Source organism: Psychromonas arctica (genome assembly GCF_038155225.1).
In the GTDB taxonomy this organism is placed as follows: Bacteria; Pseudomonadota; Gammaproteobacteria; order Enterobacterales; family Psychromonadaceae; genus Psychromonas; species Psychromonas arctica_B.
Window position 1 is genome coordinate 1 of the sequence record NZ_JBAKBA010000005.1, and the last position, 21,811, is coordinate 21,811.

The 21,811-nt window shown below is 36.6% G+C and carries 14 protein-coding genes; 9 read left to right on the forward strand and 5 right to left on the reverse strand.

Features of this window, described 5'->3' with window-relative positions; all coding sequences use genetic code 11:
- Window positions 1-686 precede the first annotated feature (686 nt).
- From V6255_RS03330 to V6255_RS03340, 3 genes are all read left to right on the forward strand, one after another.
- Window positions 687-1,541 carry a hypothetical protein gene (locus V6255_RS03330; RefSeq protein WP_341626870.1) on the forward strand — a complete coding sequence of 285 codons (855 nt, stop codon included), beginning with the start codon at window positions 687-689 and terminating at the stop codon, window positions 1,539-1,541.
- Complete coding sequence (locus V6255_RS03335) at window positions 1,541-4,051, forward strand: hypothetical protein (RefSeq protein WP_341626871.1); 2,511 nt, start codon at window positions 1,541-1,543, stop codon at window positions 4,049-4,051. Before V6255_RS03330 ends, V6255_RS03335 begins: the two co-directional genes overlap by 1 nt.
- A 187-nt stretch (window positions 4,052-4,238) precedes the next feature.
- A complete protein-coding gene (locus V6255_RS03340; protein WP_341626872.1) occupies window positions 4,239-5,258 on the forward strand; it encodes a hypothetical protein in 1,020 nt (339 codons plus the stop codon).
- A 318-nt stretch (window positions 5,259-5,576) separates the two neighbouring features.
- On the opposite strand, the gene V6255_RS03345 is transcribed toward V6255_RS03340, so the two are convergent.
- From V6255_RS03345 to V6255_RS03360, 4 genes are all read right to left on the reverse strand, one after another.
- Window positions 5,577-6,737, reverse strand: a complete 1,161-nt coding sequence (locus V6255_RS03345; protein WP_341626873.1) for an MFS transporter — start codon at window positions 6,735-6,737, stop codon at window positions 5,577-5,579.
- A gap of 576 nt (window positions 6,738-7,313) precedes the next feature.
- Window positions 7,314-8,210: a hypothetical protein gene (locus tag V6255_RS03350; protein WP_341626874.1), complete on the reverse strand. Its 897-nt coding sequence runs from the start codon at window positions 8,208-8,210 to the stop codon at window positions 7,314-7,316.
- 8 nt (window positions 8,211-8,218) lie between these two features.
- Entirely contained in the window at window positions 8,219-9,202 is a 984-nt protein-coding gene (locus tag V6255_RS03355; protein WP_341626875.1) for a DGQHR domain-containing protein, read from the reverse strand.
- A gap of 387 nt (window positions 9,203-9,589) precedes the next feature.
- Entirely contained in the window at window positions 9,590-9,787 is a 198-nt protein-coding gene (locus V6255_RS03360) for a hypothetical protein (protein ID WP_341626876.1), read from the reverse strand.
- A 482-nt stretch (window positions 9,788-10,269) separates the two neighbouring features.
- Here V6255_RS03360 and V6255_RS03365 point away from each other — a divergent pair, with 482 nt between their 5' ends.
- Window positions 10,270-10,902 (forward strand): hypothetical protein, encoded by a 633-nt coding sequence (locus V6255_RS03365; RefSeq protein ID WP_341626877.1) that lies wholly within the window; start codon window positions 10,270-10,272, stop codon window positions 10,900-10,902.
- Between the two features lie 1,256 nt (window positions 10,903-12,158).
- On the opposite strand, the gene ubiG is transcribed toward V6255_RS03365, so the two are convergent.
- Window positions 12,159-12,866: a bifunctional 2-polyprenyl-6-hydroxyphenol methylase/3-demethylubiquinol 3-O-methyltransferase UbiG gene (ubiG, locus tag V6255_RS03370; RefSeq protein WP_341626957.1), complete on the reverse strand. Its 708-nt coding sequence runs from the start codon at window positions 12,864-12,866 to the stop codon at window positions 12,159-12,161.
- Window positions 12,867-13,274: 408 nt separating this feature from the next.
- Here ubiG and gyrA point away from each other — a divergent pair, with 408 nt between their 5' ends.
- The 5 genes from gyrA to V6255_RS03395 all read left to right on the forward strand — a co-directional run bounded on the left by gyrA (window position 13,275) and on the right by V6255_RS03395 (window position 21,808).
- Window positions 13,275-16,019 carry a DNA topoisomerase (ATP-hydrolyzing) subunit A gene (gyrA, locus tag V6255_RS03375; protein ID WP_341626878.1) on the forward strand — a complete coding sequence of 915 codons (2,745 nt, stop codon included), beginning with the start codon at window positions 13,275-13,277 and terminating at the stop codon, window positions 16,017-16,019.
- An 89-nt stretch (window positions 16,020-16,108) separates the two neighbouring features.
- On the forward strand, window positions 16,109-17,197 hold the full coding sequence (serC, locus tag V6255_RS03380) for a 3-phosphoserine/phosphohydroxythreonine transaminase (protein WP_025562444.1): 1,089 nt from the start codon (window positions 16,109-16,111) through the stop codon (window positions 17,195-17,197).
- 95 nt (window positions 17,198-17,292) lie between these two features.
- Window positions 17,293-18,444 (forward strand): histidinol-phosphate transaminase, encoded by a 1,152-nt coding sequence (hisC, locus tag V6255_RS03385; protein WP_341626879.1) that lies wholly within the window; start codon window positions 17,293-17,295, stop codon window positions 18,442-18,444.
- A gap of 14 nt (window positions 18,445-18,458) precedes the next feature.
- The gene (gene aroA / locus V6255_RS03390; RefSeq protein WP_341626880.1) at window positions 18,459-19,751 is read left to right on the forward strand and encodes a 3-phosphoshikimate 1-carboxyvinyltransferase; all 1,293 of its coding nucleotides are present in this window, start codon (window positions 18,459-18,461) and stop codon (window positions 19,749-19,751) included.
- Between the two features lie 1,019 nt (window positions 19,752-20,770).
- Window positions 20,771-21,808 carry a rod shape-determining protein gene (locus V6255_RS03395; RefSeq protein WP_137297282.1) on the forward strand — a complete coding sequence of 346 codons (1,038 nt, stop codon included), beginning with the start codon at window positions 20,771-20,773 and terminating at the stop codon, window positions 21,806-21,808.
- The last annotated feature ends 3 nt before the right edge of the window (window positions 21,809-21,811 follow it).

Genomic DNA, 21,811 nt, shown 5'->3' on the forward strand with positions numbered 1-21,811 from the left:
TTGTCGCAGCCACATTGGGTAAGAGATTATCGTAACTGATTGATATTTATTAATTTAATGAGTGGGTGTCCAGATCTATTACAGATCTATTACAGATCTATTAGAGGAACTTGTCGCAGCCACATTGGGTAAGAGATTATCGTAACTGATTGATATTTATTAATTCAATGAGTGGGTGTCCAGATCTATTATTGTAACTAAGGTTTTTGAGGTGCATTGGAGGCATTGTCGAGTGAGCTATCTTAGTTGAAAATGAAAAAGTAGATAAGCCATGTCATTAAATCTAAAAGAAACCGAAAATCAAATTGAGTTAAATTTTATTGTAACTATCTGATTTAGCTTATTTAAATTTGTGGGTGCCCAGTGTTTTTTAATGCAAAATGAAAGACTTGACCCCGTTGGTTTTTTTGCTGTGTCATTTCTGTGTCCAGCACTTTCACATGTGGCATGTTGCGAGTTAAAGCCGAGGAAAGATATAGCATGGTATCTCGTGGTATAAAATTGTATTATACTGAAATGCATATTCTATCTATAATGAATAAAATCCCACTCATGAAATTATATTCTTCTCATATTTATTTTAAGTAATAGATACATCTTTTTAATAAATGTTGTTTATTTCCAATGGTTTATTTTTGGTGTGGTGCAGAGTGTAATTATCAAAATAAAAGCAACAGGTATAAGTAATGACTACTGAAGAAGGGTTATGTAAAAGTTGTAATACACCTTTTAATAATTCCCGGACTTTGTGTGATGTTTGTCAATCTGATATAGGATTCCCAAATGTTAGAGCAGCTATAAAAAATCAAAAATTGTTGGATGATAGATTTAAACTAGTTATGGCTTCTATAAATTCTAGGCAACTTGAAGTAACAGCAAATAATTATAAAAATGCAGTAAATGATGCATCCGTTGTTATTGCTCGTTCAATGACTTCATTATTGCCTATGATTGATAATAGCAACGTGTTGTTATCTACTTTCCATCATCAAGTTGCAAGTAATGCGAGACTGGCTGAAAATAATGAGTTTGATCCAAAAAGGGAGGCTGTTGAATCGTTACTTCATCCTTTTTATTATAAAGATGTTCATTATGCGGCTCTTTCACTCGATAGTGTCGGAATAAAGTACTATGGTGATGTTCATATTCAGTTTAAAGATAATTTAATCAAGCATAGAACTTCATTTTTCGAAGAAAATCCTTTCAATTTTGTGAAAAAGCATAAAATAATAGTAGGGGAAAATATCCCTGGTGGTTATAGTGCTACTTGGGAAGAAAAATGGAAATTAGCTTTATGTAAATCTCATGCAAATTTAACATCAGATTTAAAAAGTAATGATGATTTTAAAAATATTTTAGTTGTAGAGTGTGAAAAAAATCCTGATTTTATAGAAGCTCATATTTTTGGGACTATTCATGTTGCTTGTATAAATAAGGTGACGATGTTTAGTGATGCTGACAAAACATCAATGCTATTATTTAATGCGAACAAAAGTAAATTTTCTACGTTGAATATAGATACAGAAGTTAGAGGTATGTAATGGAAGCTTATGTTTCAGGTTCAGCTGGCCTTGCTGCAATAGTAGTCGGAAACCATGCCAAGCTATATAAAGTTAATAGTACTGAGGTAATTGATGTAACTATCAATATCGTTCACCAACTTTTTTCATCTAATGATGATGTACTTGTCTTAAAAAATACTAATAAAAGTCAAACTATTAAAAAGCTTTATACTGAAAAAAATAAAGCAGACTGTTTGATTTTATTTTTATCTCTTTTGGATGATATGATTGATTTTGAATCTAAATATCCTTTAATTGAACACCTCAATGATATTTTTGACAAAGATCTCGAAGCTTATGATTATCTTTGTAATGTAATGTTTACTCGTCCACTACCTATAATTAACATTAAGTCGATTCTAGATGATTCGTTATTGTTAAATTCTAAAGTTCAATCCCTTCTAAGTTTATTATTTAATTCTCAAGATCAAATAAAAAAATGTAACGAGCTATTTAATTCTATTTGTGATCGAAGAAAATTATCTTCAGATAAATCTTCTTATGTAGAAGGTATCTTGATTAACAAGGGATTCTTTTATAATTTTGGTTCAAAACAAGCAAATAACCATTTCCTTCAGACAATTCAGTTTGAACTTATTGAAAAGCTAAAAAATTCAAATATAGATGATTATGTCAACTTTTCATCGTGTATACGTACAGAGTTTAGTTCGTTAACCACGGTAGGTAGTAATGAGGCTAAAATACATCTGCAAGAGATTGAAGAAGAAGGGCACAAGAGCGAACGTAAAAAAACAATTTATCAAGCTAAGGCTAAGAAAGAAAATAATAAAGATGCCTATGATAGAGTACAAGCACAAATCAAAAAGATTAGAGAACAGCTCCGTTTAAGGCTAATAGACCCAGCTAAACGAATGGCTCATGAGTTGATTGAATCCCAATTGAAAAATGGTGGAAATGAGTTTGCCGCACAATCTTTGTGCTCTATTTCTGAGTATGCAAAAAAACTTAATTTATTTGAGCTTCAATTAGAATGGTCTTTGTTAGCTTCAGAAAAAGCTCCTAATGATTATCGTACATATGGTCATATTGCTGACGCTTATGTTAATTTGGATGATATGAATGAAGCTAAAAAGTATTTTGAAATTTGTTTGAAGTCTATTGATAACAATCATCAAGTGTATGGCCAGACTGGTTTAGCTAGAATCGAGCGATCTAGAGGTAATTTTCCTAGAGCAATGGAGTTAATTGAGTTAGCTCTTGATGGTGGGGTAGATGATTCTGCACCATATATATTTAAAGCTGAACTATTAAGAGATCAGGGAATGCTTAAAGAAGCATTCGATATTTATGAACTAGTATCTAGAAACTATCCTGAGTTAGGTAGAGCTGTATGTGGGAAAGCGGCGGTGTTAGCTGAGCAGAAAAAATTCGATGATGCTGAAGAGGTTTATCGCTTTGCTTTAAAAAATTATAGAAGTAGTGAAGAACAGTGTTTTATATTTAGTTCATTGGGCTTCTTACTTGCAAGGTTAGGGAAGTTTACTGAATCTCATAAGCTATTAGATAAAAGCATTAATTTAAGTAGTTTTGAAGACGTAGTTCCACTTCTATCAAAAGCTAAAGCTTTTCAAATGGAAGGGAAGACTAAGGAGGCTGAAAAAGTGCTTCTTAAAACTTTCAAAGGAAGAGAGTCATTTAATGACGTTATTGAGCAATTATTAGATCTTTATATAAGCAATGGAGAGATTTCGAAAGCTTCAAATTTTTATACTAAGTTAAAAGAAGAGATGAAAGAGTCAGACATTGTTCAAATTAGACTTAGTCAACTTTTAAAAGAACAAGGTGAATATGAAGACTCGTTGCAAATCATTGATAAATTGAAAGCTAGAAGGCCAAAATACATACTTGCTTTAAATGAAAGAGCTTCAATTCTTAAAACTAAAGAAAAATATCGAGAAGCGCTATTACAATATAAAGCGGTTCTCGAAATCAATGTGTTTGACCGGGTTGCAAACTTGGGAGTTCAAGCTATGAATTTCGCTTTCAATAAAAGAGTTGATGAAAAATCTATTATATTGGACATCAATATATCCAATCCTAAGAGTATTGAAGATTATCAAGCAATAGGTGAACTTGGCCTTGTGAAGCTATCAATTGGTGAGACTGAGAACGGGAAAGAACTGTTATTACAAGTCAAAAATAGTAGCTTTAAAAGTCTTCATGCGAGGTTTAATGCTGCTTTGTCTTTAGCTGGCTTAAAGTTAGGTCAAGATAATGCAGCTTTGAAAGCAGTTAAAAAATCTAAAAATTCTGTTGGTTTTATTCAAAAAGCTGTTATTTATGGAATGCAAGGTAAAGTGAATTTAGCTAGAGAGAGTCTGAAACAAGCTGAACATCATCACCCACAGTATATGAATAAAGTTATTGAAATGGTTCGTAATACATACATCAATGCAGCAAATGATGCTATATATTCCCAAGAAGATATATATCATGAGCAATTAAAAGTGATGCTCATTGCTGCATAGAAATATAAAATAGCTCGTATTATAACGAGCTATTTTAAAGTGCATAAGCACTAAGCAGCCTTAATTACCATATGTTCAGCCAGTAAATTGGCTGGGGGAAATTGCGGACACCCATCTATTTGAATAATTGTAATGCTTAGACTATCTTTTAGAAATGCTTATTTCTGCATCTAGGAGGTAGTTCGTTATGACTCAATCTCGCCAATCCCAAGTATCGTTATCTGATACCCCTTATTACCATTGTATTTCTCGCTGTGTTCGTCGAGCTTATTTGTGTGGAGAAGATAAATACACGGAAAAATCATTTGAACATAGACGACAATGGGTTGTTGAGCGTATGCATTACCTAGCCTCTTTGTTTAATATCGACATTTGTGCCTACGCTATCATGTCTAACCATTATCACCTTGTATTACATATCGACGAAGCGCTTAACGAAAGCTTAAGTCATGAAGAGATTTGTTATCGTTGGTGTCAGCTTTATTCAAAACCTATACTCGTTGAGCGTTGGCAATCAGAGCAAATAGTCTCTGAGGCTGAAAACAAAGCTGCATTAGCTATTATCGAAGGATGGAGAGGAAGATTAGTGGATATTTCATGGTTTATGCGCTGTTTAAATGAATTCATTGCGCGTAAAGCCAATAAAGAAGATGAGTGCTCAGGACGTTTTTGGGAAGGTCGCTTTAAATCTCAAGCATTATTAGACGAAGATGCCTTATTAACTTGCATGGCTTATGTTGATTTGAATCCAGTGCGAGCAAAAATGACTGTCAGTGTAGAAACGTCAGAATACACATCTGCTTACGAACGCCTGTTACCTTGCAAAAAAGTTGGTGTTGCCCAACAGCAAGAAAAGCCACTAGAATACACTTTTACTAAAAAGCCCTTATTTGGCTTTGTGGGTGATGAGAGTCAACATAATAGTGAAAACAACATACCAGGTATCCCATTTTCATTATTAGACTATATTGAGTTAGTTGATTGGAGCGGGCGAATAATAAGGGAAGATAAACGTGGTGCTATTTCAAATCAACGACCTAGGCTATTATCAATGCTTGGTTTAGATGATGATACTTGGTTATCACTAGCCAGTAATTTTGGTAAAGATTATCACGGGGCAGTGGGGTCGTTAGAAGCATTAGCGACTTATGCAAGTAACACAGGTAAACGCTGGATAGCGAGTAAGAATCAATTACGACTGCATTAACCAGTACATTTTTCTATTCACAACATAATTAAATCCTCTATTAGCTACCGCTAAAGTTTTTCATATTTGAAAAAGCCATTATTTGCCTCAAGCGCCCTCAAATTTATATATCTTACGATTAAATAAACTATTTTCGTTATTACTTTTATTTTTGACTAATGAAAATGGCTTTGTTTTTGGTTGTTTAAATTAATGGATGTCCACGTTTTTCGCACAGTTTAAATTAATGGATGTCCGCATTTTTCGCGTTTTTATTGAGGATCTAATGTTTAATTGAGATGTTTAATGATAAAGGAAGTGTTGGACACCTATATATTTTTAAATCAAACGACGGTTCATAATTAATAACCAAAAAGATATTGTAGCTATACTAGAAAGTATCATTATCAACATAGTTTCACTTGGCTTAATTTGTGAACTGAATAAGCTGAGGAGGCTCCAAAAACCAATACAAATACAGCCTTGTAATGATGCTGCATAACCAGAGTAATAGTCGGAAAAAATTCGTAAAGATCTCGTCATAGCATTAATGAAAAATAGGCCACAGAAAATAGACATAAAACAGAGGTATATACTAATATCCCATACGGCATGAGGTGAAACTAATCGCTTAATAACGAAAGTTACGGCTAATGTTGCATTTGCCCAAATAGAAAAAGCGATTATTTTTTCTTCGGTGTAGAACTTAAGTAGTAGTATATTACTCACTGCAGATACAGCATAAAACCCTCCCATCACGAGAACAAATAGCCCATATTCATAAGTAGTAAACTCGAAGTCGTTCTGAAAAATATATGGGGACAGAAGGTGAGCAATGACCATTCCTCCCCAGAATAAGGCCATCATTAATGTCAGTATTGTAAATGTTGTGGTCTTTAACATACGCTTGAAAATCACTAACCGACGCTTCCAGTTTAATCGTTTTTTATCTATTTGTATCTTTTGCAGTTTTAACGTTAAAAGTAATAAAAGTACTTGGTACACCAGTAAAATTAAAAATATATTTTGCCATGAAGATATTGATACGATTGTAGCGCCGATATAGGGGGCAATAATGGGGGTTACCGAATAGAAGAACTCAAAACATAAGAAGCCCCATGTTAAATGTTTACCTTTATAATTATCCATTAAAATAGGCGTCGCTAAAATTGATGCGCTTAAGCCTATGCCTTGTAAAGCCCTGCCAGTTAAGAATCCAGTTGATGTCTCAAAGGATAAAATGATGACTGTACCCAACAAACTGATACATAAACCAATAATGATGATGTTCTTACGCCCTAATTGCTCAGATAAAATACCTGCAATTAATAAAAAAGCTGCGTTTGCACCCAAATACAAAATTAGCGACGAATTAGCTGCTATGTAGCTCATGTTAAGAGATTTCTGAATATCAGGTAATGCGACTAAATAAATATCAACAAAGACTTGATATGCAATACCGATAAGAACGGCAACAAGTAAAGGTACTATACGTGTCATATTTATTTAACCTTTAGTTCTTTATATATTAGAAGTTGTGGATACCCATTAGTTGAATACAATAAAATCAATCAATTACAATTTAAAGTCAATGGGTGTCCAGCACTTTTTTTTTTGACTAATGAAAATAGCTTTGTTTTTGGTTGTTTAAATTAATGGATGTCCGCGTTTTTAAGTTGTTCACAACATAATAAACTCGTCAATTAGCTACTGCTAAAATTTTTCATATTTGAAAAAGCCATTATTTGTCTCAAACGCCCTCAAATTGATATATCTTACGATTAAATAAACTATTTTCGTTATTACTTTTATTTTTGACTAATGAAAATAGCTTTGTTTTTGGTTGTTTAAATTAACGGATGTCCACGTTTTTAGTAACTGATTGATATTGTTTATATCAACAAGTGGATGTCCCGTACTTTTGTTTACTAAAAGCAATTAATGATTTGGGAAAGCTCAACGGTGGAGAGTTGTAGCCGCGTTGAGTTTCGATTTTATCATTAACTAATTGATATTATTGACTTCAATGTATGAGTGTCCGGTACTTTTCGACCATATATGTCCAGTACTTTGGTTTTATATAAATCCTAATCGATGATCAACAACTTGTAGGGCACATCTTAAACAATGATAAATATAGGCAATACTTGCAGTTATATTTGATTCGTGAGGCTGAATGTTGCGGTTATTTCCCCATGAAAAAGATGAAGATTGATCTTTGATGTTTTTGTAAAAAATATTTCCTAAATCACAGCCTGTTTCTCCGTAATAATTCGCAAACTTGTAGTTCCAGTCGTTTCGAACTTTACTTGGAATGTGCCACCTTTCATTTTTAATATCGCAAATGTTCAAAAATAAATTTTTATGCTGTAATTTGTTGCTATCAGTCACATTTAATTTATCAACAACTTCTGTTAAATTCTTCCAAACTTCAACATGAGGTCGAGGTGATTTAGGATAAAAAGACAACTTAACAAAACCATCATATTCTGAATGAGTTACTTTTACTTGATAGCTAAAATGAGATTGTTCTTGGTTTATAAATTTATCTGGGATTGGAGTATCAGATCTTGAAAATAGATTACTCATATCCGCGATACTGAAATTTGTTATATAAATCCCAAATAACTTTGAAATTTCATTAGACATGTAAAAAGTTGAATAATAGGCAGTAACAATAATCCAAGCTACCTGATTATTTTGTTCAATCAGGTTTTGAAGGCTGTTAATTTGCTCAACTATTCTAATTCGGCCAAAATAATAATCTGAAAAAAGTGCTTTTTTGTAAACTTCACATCTGATGTCTACTTCAAACGATTTATTATTATTAAATGAAAAGCTTAACTCCTCACCTACATCCAATAGCTTTTGTTTTATCGTGTCTTTAAATACGTAATTATCGCCAGGTATAGGAGATAGATTTAGCGCACTAATTTCTTTTAATAATGATTTAGCCAAGTCATCTTGAATCATCGAAGTAATTACCCTAACAGGTCATTTGGCTCATCTAAAGTCATAGAATGTATATCTAATAAAGTTTGTAATTCAATTGCCATTTGATTAATAGTTTGTTGATTCGAACCACTGTGCTTTTCAAAATCAATTTTTTGGATCCCTTCTAAAATATTTTGAAATGATGACTGTTTGTAATTTCTATAATATGTTAAAGCAGATGAACACACGTCCTCGAAAACTTTAAATATGGCTTGGAAGAAAGCAGAACTCGTAAGTCTTTTATCATTAGTTTCCATTTGAGTTAGTACTTCAGATATTGCTGATAAATAGTTTTTAATTAGAACTTTTTTCTTTTCATAGTCAAATTTACGAAGAGTTTTACCTTCGATTAAACTACCTAATGCACTATGAAATGGTACATGAGAGACTTTCCCTGGAACCGAAGTCGTTGCTGAAGTTCTATTGTATAAAGGAGAATCTATGTCTGCCCCTAGATCTTTGAAAAGCTTTATTAAAATTGCCTCTGATGATTCAGGTTCTGATAAGAATTTAAGTAACTCTATTCGTAAAGTTTTAGGGACACCTTTTTGGGTTGAATTAATATCCAAGAAATATTGCACTTCTTGTTTTAGCTCTAAACCAACAAAAATACAAACTGGAAGCAAAATATCATCTGGGCATAAACTTGAACCGTATAAACGGTGTTGGCCATCTATAACAAATAAGCCTGCTTTTGAAGTGTCGATATTAATTTTATTATTAGATGAGTCATACGTTATTTCACAACCTTCTTGTGCGCTCAATATTATGGAGCCAGGTATAATGTTGCCATCTGAAAGGTATTGAGCAATGTCTTCTGCTCTTTTTTTACTTAACAATCGCTGGTATCCCTCTTGAGGGTCCGAATCAACTCTTGAAACTTCTGAAATTTTAAATATTTCTTTTGATGGCATGACTGTGACGTAACATTTTGTTTCATCAGTACCAATATTCCAACCTAATAATTCCATTGTTATAACCTTTGTTAATAAACATCTGTTTAACATCATACATTTAATTTTAACGTTTAACAGATAGGAAATAGTGAATTTATTACTTTCTTCGACACCCAACGCGGCTACAACTCTCCACCGTTGAGCTTTCCCAAATCATTAAACCCTTTCAGCAACAGCAAACAGGACGTTTGCTGTAAGTTCATTCGGCGCATGGACGCGCCGTATGAACTGGTGCGTTAGGAAAGGGATTGATGGTTTGGATCAGAAAGCGAGTCGGTGTGCCTTTTTCTTTGGTTACTTTCTTTTGGGCACGCAAAAGAAAGTAACACGCCGTTAGGGCGGAAATCCAAAGCTGGAAATATCAATTCAACTTGATGAGCGAAGACGAACCAAAACTAAAAACTAAATCACCTTTGTACACTTCAACATATAATTCACATCCACATTCTTCGTGATCTTAAAATCACTAGTAAACGGACTATATTCAACACCACACAAATCATCACACTTTAACTGCGTTGCATCAATTGCATTCAACAACTGAGAAGGGCGAATAAACTTCTCATATTCATGCGTCCCTTTTATAGAAGTGTTGGACATATATGGACGCTCTCTCGTAGTCAAGACGAGTTAATACAGAACACGAAAATAGTTTCATATTCGTCAGACTTTATAACCTTAAATACTTCTCATTAACTCGCTTGCGATGACTGACTCAATGGGTTTATTGAATAAACCGTTCTAGTAGAAGTGTTGGACACCCATATATTGAAACTAGGGATATCAAAGAGCTAATGAAAACGATACTCAACGCGGCTACAACTCCTCACCGTTGAGCTTTCCCAAATCATTAATTGCTTTTAGCAAACCGAAACAGGATGTTTGCTGTAAGTTCATTCGACATTAACCTTATTGCTTATTTTCTCTGTTGGTAGATAAAAATAAAATAACCAACAAAGTTAAAAACCACTTGTAAATTAAATTAAACTCGTTGAATGAGAAGAGTCTTTACTTCTGATCCTCGCGCATAAAATAAACTAGCCTACAATTTCCTTAATATTCATTATTATCAAGGTTTTTATATGAAGATTATTAAGTATTTAGAGTCATTTAATAGAAAGGAACGTTTTCATCTTGTTGGTCAATTATTGGGCAACTCTGCTTTTAACCTTGATCCTAAAATATTACGTAATATTTTAGACTTATTAGGGTTAGAGTCAGAGACTCCAAAAGATTGCTTTTCTGCCATGGATTATCACTTAGATTGGATATACGCGAGCATTGTATTAGCTCATGATAAAAGTGAAGCGCCTTATCTGAGAAATAGTTTGTGTATTAGCGGTACCCAAGAAGATGTCGATTTTTTATTAGCTTTTGAAGATAAGCATGAAAATACCCACATTGTTATGATTGAGGCTAAAGGAGACACATCTTTCACTAATAAGCAGATTCAAAGTAAAGCTAATAGGTTAAATGCTATTTTTGGAGATGGAGAAAAATGGGAACATGTTATTCCTCATTTTTTAATCTGTAGTCCGCATGAACCCAAACAACTTAATCTAAATAATTTTCCTTGTTTTATGACGAATAAAGATAAGAAGCTTATTTGGTTTAAGTTAACCATGCCCGAAAACCAAAATAAACCCACTCGCTGTCATTTAGATGGCAAAGCGTCTAAAGAAGGTGAGTATTGGAAAGTAGATACTTTAAGATAATAGAAGTACAGGACACTCATATATTGAAGCTAGGGCTCTCAAATAGTTAATTAAAACGATACTCAACGCGACTACAACTCCCCACCGTTGAACTTTCCCAAATAATTAACGCATTTTAGTAACACCAAACAGGATGTTTGGTGTAGTTGAGGCTAGTGCATGGAGCTATTTATGCAAGAGCATAGTTATATGAGCGGGCTAAGCTCTGCGTGCCTTTTGCACGTTCGAAACGATAAGTTTAAAATACGTTAGTTGGTTGGATCAGAAAATGATTTGATGCCAGTCTCTTTGAATTCTTTGTAGGCATAGGTTCTCTGCTGGCAGAGAGAAAGTAAACTCGCCAACAGGGCGAAATAAATATAAATTAAAACGTTAATGTTCTGACGAGCGCAGACGAGAAATAACAAAACACAAAGTCAAAACAAGCAGGCTGAAGCCAGCGCCCCGAAACCCTATAATCCGTAAGCTAAATACTAAGTTAACAAACTGAACTCGCCGACAGGGCGAAACCACTGTGAATAAGTATAAAGCTGACCTGACGAGCGCAGACGAGAAATAACAAAACACAAAGTCAACAAGCTGAACTAACAAGTCTTGATTTAGCTGTAACAAAACCTTACTCAACGCGGCTACAAGAACTCCCCGTTAAGTTTTTCTGAATCAATCACTGCCTTTAGCAAGCTAAGGCATGGAGCGATTTATGCGACAGCATAGTGTTTGAGCGGACTAAGCTCTGCGTGTCCTTTGCCGTTGCTAGCTCAGTTCGCGACAGGGATGTCGCGTATGAGAGGTGCGTAAAGAAGGCAGTTATTTATTCAGATTAAAAAACGTATCGGGGCGATTTTCTTTTCCATATTACAAATATAGGTTTTCTTTGTTCGTATAAAGAATCTTGCTTATTCAGACTGCGAAACTACGTTTCGGTTCTTGAATCGCGTCTTAGTAATAAACGATACTCAACGCGGCTACAACTCTCCACCGTTGAGCTTTCCCAAATCATACATTGCTTTTAGCAAATCCAAACAGGATGTTTGGCTTAGGCTCGTTCTGGCCATGGATGGCCAGCAAGAGCCGGTGCGTTATAAAAGCAATTTATTATTTGGATTAGAAAGCGACTCGGTGTCAGTCTCTTTTGGTTACTTTTCTCTTCTGACAAGAGAAAAGTAACACGCCGTTAGGGCGGAACACGAAGCTGGAAATATCAAACTGACCCGACGAACGTAGATGAGCCTATCAACTCCAAATGAAACGAAAAACTAAACCGCTTTAGTACACTTCAACATATAATTCACATCCACATTCTTGGTGATCTTAAAATCACTAGTCAACGGACTATATTCCACACCACACAAATCATCACACTTTAACTGCGTTGCATCAATCGCATTCAACAACTGAGAAGGGCGGATAAACTTCTCATATTCATGCGTCCCTTTTGGTACCCAACGTAACACATGCTCTGCGCCTAAAATCATCATCAGGTACGCTTTCCATGTTTTATTGATGGTTGAGAAGTAAACTGTGCCACCTGGTTTAACTAAATCACAACAAGCTTGAATCACGGATGCTGGGTCGGGCACGTGCTCTAGCATTTCCATGCAAGTCACAACATCGAACGCTTGTGGATGCGTTTGGGCAAACTGTTCTGCGGTGGTTTTTTGGTAATCGACTTTGGTTTGTGTTTCTAATGCGTGTAAACGGGCAATTTGTAATGACGCGTGTGCCATGTCGACACCAACAACGTCTGCGCCTTTAATCGCCATGCTTTCCGCTAAAATACCGCCACCACAACCAACATCAACTACTTTTTTACCGAATAAACCTTCAACACCTTGTTCTATATAATCTAGGCGAGTTGGGTTCAATAGATGTAGTGGTTTGAAGTCGCCTTCTAGATCCCACCATTGCTCTGCCATCGCAGAAAACTTTTCAATTTCTTGCTGATCTACATTCGCTTCTAGCACATTGTCTTTTAATGAAGTTGCTTGTGGTTTGTTATTCTGTGATGGATTTTGTTCAGCCACGCTATTGTCATCCTATTTAGTTGCGGTTTTTATATGGTGGTTTGTAGAAAAAACAGTCGTTGTAGCGATCTTATTACGCTATTGATTACCTGACCAAATTGAGAACAGCGATTATAACGTGATAATAATAATGATGGGGGATTAATTTTGCGATTTTAAGGGGCTTTAAAATATCTCTTTGGTTGTATGAAAAGTAGGCGGTTAGTTAATAAATGCCTCATATTGTCCCATAAAACGATTCTCAGGCGATTTTGCTCATTAAAACGCTTCTGCCAAGGTGCATTTGTGCTACTATCGACCCCTTACTAAATTCAGTCTGTTTCCACTAATTTAAGGATTTAAGTTTCTATGAGCGAATTTGCTTCTGACGTTTCCCCAATTAATATCGAAGATGAATTAAAGAATTCTTATCTTGAATATGCAATGAGCGTGATCGTAGGACGTGCATTACCAGATGTACGTGATGGTCTAAAACCAGTTCACCGTCGTGTTTTATTTGCGATGAATGTTTTACGTAATGATTGGAACAAACCTTACAAGAAATCAGCACGTGTTGTTGGTGATGTAATCGGTAAATACCATCCACATGGCGACACTGCGGTATACGATACAATCGTTCGTATGGCACAAGATTTCTCATTACGTTACATGTTGGTTGATGGTCAAGGTAACTTCGGTTCTGTTGATGGCGATAGTGCGGCGGCGATGCGTTATACGGAAATCCGTATGCAGAAGTTAGCACATGAGTTATTAGCTGACTTAGAAAAAGAAACGGTTGATTACGTACCTAACTATGATGGTACTGAATTCATTCCTGAAGTGTTACCGACTAAAATTCCTAACTTATTAATTAATGGTTCATCGGGTATTGCGGTTGGTATGGCAACGAACATTCCACCTCATAACTTAGGTGAAGTGATCAGTGCTTGTTTAGCGCTAATTAAAGATGAAGATATTACGATCAATGAGTTGATTGAGCACATCCCTGGCCCAGATTTCCCAACAGCGGGTATCATTAATGGCCGTAAAGGTATTATTGAAGCTTACCATACGGGTCGCGGTAAAATTAAAGTACGCGCTAAAGCGGACATTGAAGTTAATGAAAAAACCGGTCGCGAAACGATCGTGGTTCATGAGCTACCGTACCAAGTTAACAAAGCACGTTTGATTGAAAAAATAGCGGAATTTGTTAAAGATAAAAAAATTGAAGGTATCAGCGCATTACGTGACGAGTCAGATAAAGACGGTATGCGTATGGTCGTTGAAGTTAAACGTGGCGAAGTGGGTGAAGTGGTTTTAAACAACCTTTATGCGCAAACGCAAATGCAAGTCACATTTGGTATTAATGCGGTTGCACTTGACCACGGTCAACCAAAATTATTCAACCTAAAAGAGATGTTAGAAGCGTTTATTCTACATCGTCGTGAAGTCGTGACACGTCGTACGGTATTTGAATTACGTAAAGCGCGTGACCGTGCACATATCCTTGAAGGGTTAGCGATTTCATTGGTTAACATTGAAGCTATCATTGAAATGATCCGTAAGTCTCCAACACCCGCTGAAGCAAAATTAGCGCTACAGTCTCGTGGTTGGGATTTAGGTGCTGTTGCTTCAATGCTTGAAGCAAGTGGTGTTGATGCTGCTCGTCCTGATGGTTTAGCGATTGAATTTGGTATTCGTGATAATCAATACTTCATGACTGAAATTCAAGCACAAGCGATTCTAGATTTACGCCTACACAAGTTAACGGGCCTTGAGCACGAGAAAATTTTAGGTGAGTACAAAGAGCTATTAGAAATCATTGCTGCATTATTATTTATTCTTGAAAGCCCTGCGCGTTTGATGGAAGTGATTGAAGAAGAATTAGAAGAAGTACGTGATAACTTTGATGATGAACGTCGTACTGAAATCACTGAAAGTGAATCTGATTTATGTATGGAAGATTTAATCGTTGAAGAAGATGTGGTTGTGACACTTTCTCACGAAGGTTACGTTAAGTACCAACCGTTATCAGATTACGAAGCACAGCGTCGTGGTGGTAAAGGTAAAGCTGCAACTAAGATGAAAGATGAAGACTTCATTGAGAAACTGTTAGTTGCAAGTACGCATGATACGATTTTATGTTTCTCTACACGTGGTCGTTTGTACTGGCTGAAAACATTCCAACTGCCATTAGCATCTCGTCAAGCACGTGGTCGTCCGATTGTGAATATCTTGCCGCTCGAAGAGGGTGAACGTATTACAGCTATCTTGCCAGTACGTGAATACGAAGATGATAAATATGTGTTCATGGCAACGGCTAACGGTACGGTTAAGAAAACCGCATTAAGTGCTTACAGTCGCCCACGTTCAAGTGGTTTGATTGCGATTAACCTAAATGATGATAATGAGCTAATCGGTGTAGCATTAACGGATGGCACTAATGAAATCATGTTGTTCTCAGATGCAGGTAAAGTGGTTCGCTTTAAAGAAGCGGAAGAAAGCCAAGTAACTGATGAAGAAGGTAATGTTGTACTTGATGAAGAGGGTAACCCTGAGATTAAATTCAAAGGTGTTCGTCCAATGGGTCGTACGGCAACGGGTGTTCGTGGTATTAAATTAAACGAAGGCGGTAAAGTCGTTTCATTAATCGTACCTAATGCAACGGGTCATATATTAACAACGACTGAAAATGGTTACGGTAAACGTACGCCATTAGATGATTACTCATCTAAGAGTCGTGCTACGCAAGGTGTTATCTCAATTAAAGTGAGCGAGCGTAACGGTAAAGTAGTTGGCGCGGTACAAGTCGATGATAACGATGAAATCATGTTGATCTCTAACCGTGGTACGTTAGTACGTACACCTGTTAGTGGCGTGTCAATTGTGGGTCGTAATACACAAGGTGTTACATTGATCAAAACACGTGATGATGAAAAAATCGTGGCATTACAACGTATTGAAGAAATCAAAGATGTGCCTGTTTACGATGAAAATGGTGAACTAGTCATAGAAGAGCCTGCAGTATTAGAGGCCGTTGAAGGTGAAACACAAGAAAGCGAATCAGACGCAGTAGATAATGCGGATGAGCAGCCAACTGATGCACCTGAATAACGATTAGTTACGATTTAATAAGCGGCAATAGCCGCTTATTTTGTTTTAAAAGAGTCAACTTATTACTTAAATTCAATAGAGAGTTAGCAATGACAAAAATATATAACTTTTGTGCTGGTCCTGCGATGTTACCTGAAGCAGTAATGCAACAGGCACAAAGTGAATTTTGTAACTGGCAAGGTTCAGGCGTTTCTGTAATGGAAGTCAGCCATCGAAGTCCTGAGTATGTTGCAATGGCAAAACAAGCTGAGCTTGATTTGCGTGAATTGATGGCGATTCCTGATAATTATAAAGTGTTGTTTTGTCATGGTGGTGGACGTGGTCAATTTGCTGCGGTTCCATTTAACTTATTAGGCGACAAGCTAGACGCTGACTACATTTTAACAGGGCAGTGGTCTAAATCTGCGGTAGTTGAAGCTAAAAAGCATGCACGCATTCATGAAACCAATATCATGCGAACGACTGAAGACGGCAAAATTGGTGTTAAATCTTCTGATGATTGGAATGTGAATGCAGGTTCAGCTTATGTTCATTATTGCCCGAATGAAACCATTGAAGGGATTGAAATCTTTGATGTGCCTGAAACAGGTGTAGTGCCATTAGTGGCTGATATGAGTTCAACTATTTTGTCTCGTCCGATTGATGTTTCAAAATTCGGTGTTATCTATGCTGGTGCACAGAAAAATATCGGTCCATCGGGTTTATCGATTGTGATTGTTCGTGATGACTTAATTGGTCATGCTCGTCAAACTATCCCGTCTATTTTTGATTACCAAGTACAAACGGACTTTGATTCGATGTACAACACACCGCCAACGTACTCATGGTACTTAGCAGGTTTAGTGTTTAAATGGTTATTAGCACAGGGCGGTATTGCAGCGGTTGAAAAGAATAATATTGCAAAAGCTGAGTTACTTTATAACGCTATCGATAGCTCTTCATTCTATTCAAACAATGTTGATGCAAGTGTCCGTAGCCGTATGAATATTCCATTTACATTGGCTGATGATAGCTTAAACGAAACCTTTTTAAGTGAATCTAAAGCGGCTGGTTTAGTGACCTTAAAAGGCCACAAGTTAGTAGGCGGTATGCGTGCGAGTATTTATAACGCAATGCCTATTGAAGGTGTGCAAGCGCTAGTGGACTTTATGGCTGTTTTTGAAAAGAAATACGCTTAAGCATTGTTGATAAACACCGGTTATAAAAGGCGCTTTTATATTACCTTTTTATAAAAGCGCCTCTAAAGAATAGTGATTCATTGTAAGGAACTGGAATGAGTAATGATTTTTTAAGTTTGGCTAATACTGGCGTACAGAAATTACGTCCGTACCAAGCAGGTAAACCCACTGATGAATTAGAACGTGAACTAGGTATTACGGATATCGTTAAACTCGCGTCTAATGAAAACCCATTAGGGTTAAGTGAATCAGTAAAATTAGCATTACTGAAAGAGTTAACGGAATTAACTCGTTACCCTGATGCTAATGGTTTTTATTTAAAACAAGCGCTAGCGAGCAAGTATGCGGTTGACGTTAATCAAGTCACTTTAGGTAATGGTTCTAACGATTTATTAGAATTGATTGCACGTGCATTTGTTGAACCAACGAATGAAGTGATGTTTGCTGAACATGCATTTGTTGTTTATCCATTAGTAACACAAGCGATTGGCGCGCAAGCGGTGGTGGTTAAAGCAAAAGATTACGGTCATGATTTGCCAGCAATGGCAGCTGCTATCACAGGCAATACTAAGCTTATCTTTATTGCTAACCCTAATAACCCAACGGGGACGTTTTTAGAGCAAGCTGAGTTGAAGGACTTTTTAGCAAAAGTGCCGGCGACTGTCTTGGTCGTATTGGATGAAGCTTACTTTGAATATGCCGCAAGCGAACGTCGTGGTAATGCCATTGCGTGGATTGCTGAGTTCCCTAACTTAATCGTTTCACGTACTTTCTCGAAAGCTTATGGCTTAGCGGGTTTACGTGTGGGTTACAGTATTTCACATCCTGATATTGCGGATATTTTAAATCGTGTTCGTCAGCCTTTTAACTGTAATGCATTGGCCTTAAAAGCCGCTGAAACGATTTTACAAGATGAGCAATACCTCGCTGATAGTGTGGCGTTGAATAATGCAGGCATGAAAGATTTAAGTGCTTTTTTTGATGCGAATAATTTAGAGTATATCCCATCAATGGGTAACTTTATTACTGTGAATGTTAGTAACCCTGCCGATAAGAAGATGGTTGATGACAAGACGGCTGATAACAAGACGGGCGACGAGGTGTACCAACAGTTACTACTTGAAGGCGTGATTGTACGTCCGATCACAGGATATGGTTTGCCGAATCATTTACGTATCAGTATTGGTACTGAAGCGGAAAATCAACGCTTCAAACAAGCACTAACTCACGTTTTAAATTTGCAATAAGAGAAACGAAAACAATGGAACAGTTATTATTAAACCCGATTAAAAAAGTCGATGGCGAAATTAATTTACCGGGATCAAAAAGCCTGTCAAATCGTGCCTTATTATTAGCGGCATTGGCATCAGGTACCACGACATTAACTAACTTATTAGACAGTGATGATATCCGTCACATGTTGAATGCATTAACTAAATTGGGTGTTAACTACCAATTGTCTGCAGATAAAAAACAGTGTGTTGTTGAAGGGTTAGGCCGTGCATTCAATACCCAAGAGTTGGGTGATATTGAGTTGTTTTTAGGTAATGCGGGCACGGCGATGCGCCCATTATGTGCAGCATTATGTTTAGGCCAAGGTGAATATACGTTAACGGGCGAGCCGCGAATGTTTGAGCGTCCAATCGGATCTTTAGTGGATTCTTTAAAGCAAGCGGGCGCGGATGTTACTTATTTAAAAAATGAAAACTACCCACCATTAAAAATCAAAGGGACTGGTCTTAAAGGCGGTACTATTACGATTGATGGTAGTGTTTCAAGCCAATTCTTAACGGCATTTTTAATGTCTGCTCCAATGTCGTCTGAAGATACAACAATTAACATTGTTGGTGAATTAGTATCAAAACCTTACATCAAAATCACGTTGCAAATTATGCAAGATTTTGGTGTTGAAGTAGATAATGTTGGTGGTGAGTACCAAAGCTTTGTGATTAAAGGCGGACAAACTTACCAAGCGCCAGGCAACTACTTAGTAGAAGGTGATGCTTCATCGGCTTCTTACTTTTTAGCGGCAGCAGCGATTGGCGGCGGCAGTATTAAAGTAACAGGTATTGGTAAAAAATCAGTGCAAGGCGATATTCAATTTGCTGACGCATTGGAAGCTATGGGCGCGAATATTGAATGGGGCGATGATTACATTAAAGCGAGTAAAGGCGAGCTTAAAGCCATTGATATGGATATGAACCATATTCCTGATGCGGCGATGACGATTGCAGTAGCGGCTTTGTTTGCTGAAGGCACTACGAAAATCACTAACGTTTATAACTGGCGTGTGAAAGAAACGGATCGTTTATATGCTATGGCAACTGAGCTGCGTAAAGTCGGCGCTGAAGTGGTAGAAGGCCATGACTTTATTGAAGTGACGGCACCTGCTCAAATCAAGCATGCTGAAATCGATACTTATGATGATCATCGTATTGCGATGTGTTTCTCATTAGTGGCGTTAAGCGGTACGCCTGTGACGATCAACGATCCCAAATGTACGTCTAAAACATTCCCTGATTACTTTGAGAAACTAGCCTCCGTTAGTTTTTAACTGTAACAGCTTACCTTAACGTTTTAGCCTTAAAGGTTATATTGTTAGCTTAAGACTGCTTTATTCGTATTACTAAACCTACTTCGGTAGGTTTTTTTATCACTTTATTTTTGTGATTGGTAGATAACCTCAGCGCTGAATAAGCAAAGCGGTACAACACCGCTATTTATGCGGATCTCTGCATTAAATTATCTCTCAATAACCGGTTATTGCTTCAATAATACGCCTTGAACTACGCAAAACTAACGGCACTGAATAGTTAAAAAGCATAATCTTATGATTTTAAAAGTAACTCGGCTTTCATTGACCAGAATTGAGGTGAGATAAGAAACAGATAAAAAATAATCTTATTAACGAACCTCCTTTCTGAATAAATAAAGCGATATAATACCAATCTAAGTAATTATCTAGTTATTTATGCTTGTTAAAATGACTCCTAGATTCACTGTCGATTTTGTAATGAGAATACTAGTGACTGCAATCAACGCCTTGCTATCATTGATTTTCCCTAGCGCCTAAATAGATCATTTATTTATCCAGATTAGTATTAATACCAAAAGAATTAATAAGGTGATCATTCTTGCTGGTTAAAATTACCCCTAACTGCGTTGTGAGTTTTGAAGTGAGAACAACTATCTCCTACAACTCACGCCTTATTAGTGTTAATTTTTTCCTGCGCAATAACTGATCACTTATTTAATTCCATTGGTATAACTAAGCGCTTGAGTGTTTTAGTTGTTTTTTATTGAACAGGTTTTGACTCCCTTCTCAGAGTAAAGTTAACGTTATTAAAGTGCCCTGAAGCTGTGTTATTAGCGGATTAAATTATTAGCACAATGAAAAACGTTAAATTTTATGCCCATAAATAAATACAAATAAATATCAATAAATTATTAAAATTATCATTTCATCAATAGTATGGGTCTTAAAGTAAGCTTTTCACTTTCTTTTCTTGCTGTATTTTTGGTGGGTTGGTAGAGTACGCGGATTACTTTTATTCGCTTCTTTTGGAAATATTCATGTTTAAAATGTTCCGCGGTATGTTTTCTAACGATTTATCAATCGATTTAGGAACTGCAAATACCCTTATTTATGTTAAAGACCAAGGTATTGTACTGGATGAGCCCTCTGTGGTTGCAATCCGAAAGGATAAAAATGGCAAAAGAGTTGCCGCCGTTGGTAGTGCTGCAAAGCAAATGTTAGGAAAAACACCTGGTAATATCGAAGCTATTCGTCCAATGAAAGATGGTGTGATTGCTGACTTTTATATTACTGAGAAAATGTTACAACACTTTATCAAGCAAGTGCATAACAATAGTTGGATGCGTCCAAGCCCACGTGTTTTAGTTTGTGTACCTTGTGGTTCTACACAAGTTGAGCGACGCGCTATTCGTGAATCTGCAATGGGTGCTGGTGCGCGTGATGTATTCTTGATTGATGAGCCTATGGCTGCAGCTATCGGAGCTGGTATGCCGGTTTCTGAAGCAAAAGGTTCAATGGTTGTTGATATCGGTGGTGGTACCACTGAAGTGGCTGTTATTTCATTAAACGGTATTGTTTATTCTGCATCTGTACGTATTGGTGGCGATAAGTTTGATGAAGCTATCATCAACTATGTACGCCGTAATTACGGCTGTACTATCGGAGAAATCACTGCTGAACGTATTAAACATAGCATTGCTATCGCTTACCCAATCGATGAAATTAAAGAGATTGAAGTGCGTGGTGTTAATGTTGCCGAAGGTGTTCCTCGTAGCTTTACATTAAACAGTAATGAGATTTTAGAAGCATTGCAAGAGCCATTGAGCGGCATTGTTTCAGCGGTTATGTTAGCGCTAGAAAAAACACCACCTGAGCTTGCAGCAGATATTGCAGAGCAAGGTATGGTACTAACTGGCGGTGGCGCATTATTATGTGAGCTTGACCGTTTGTTATCTGAAGAATCTGGTATTCCTGTTATTGTTGCCGATGATCCTCTCACTTGTGTTGCTCGTGGCGGCGGTATGGCGTTAGAGATGATCGATACACATGGTGGTGATGTCTTTAACGGAGATTGATAT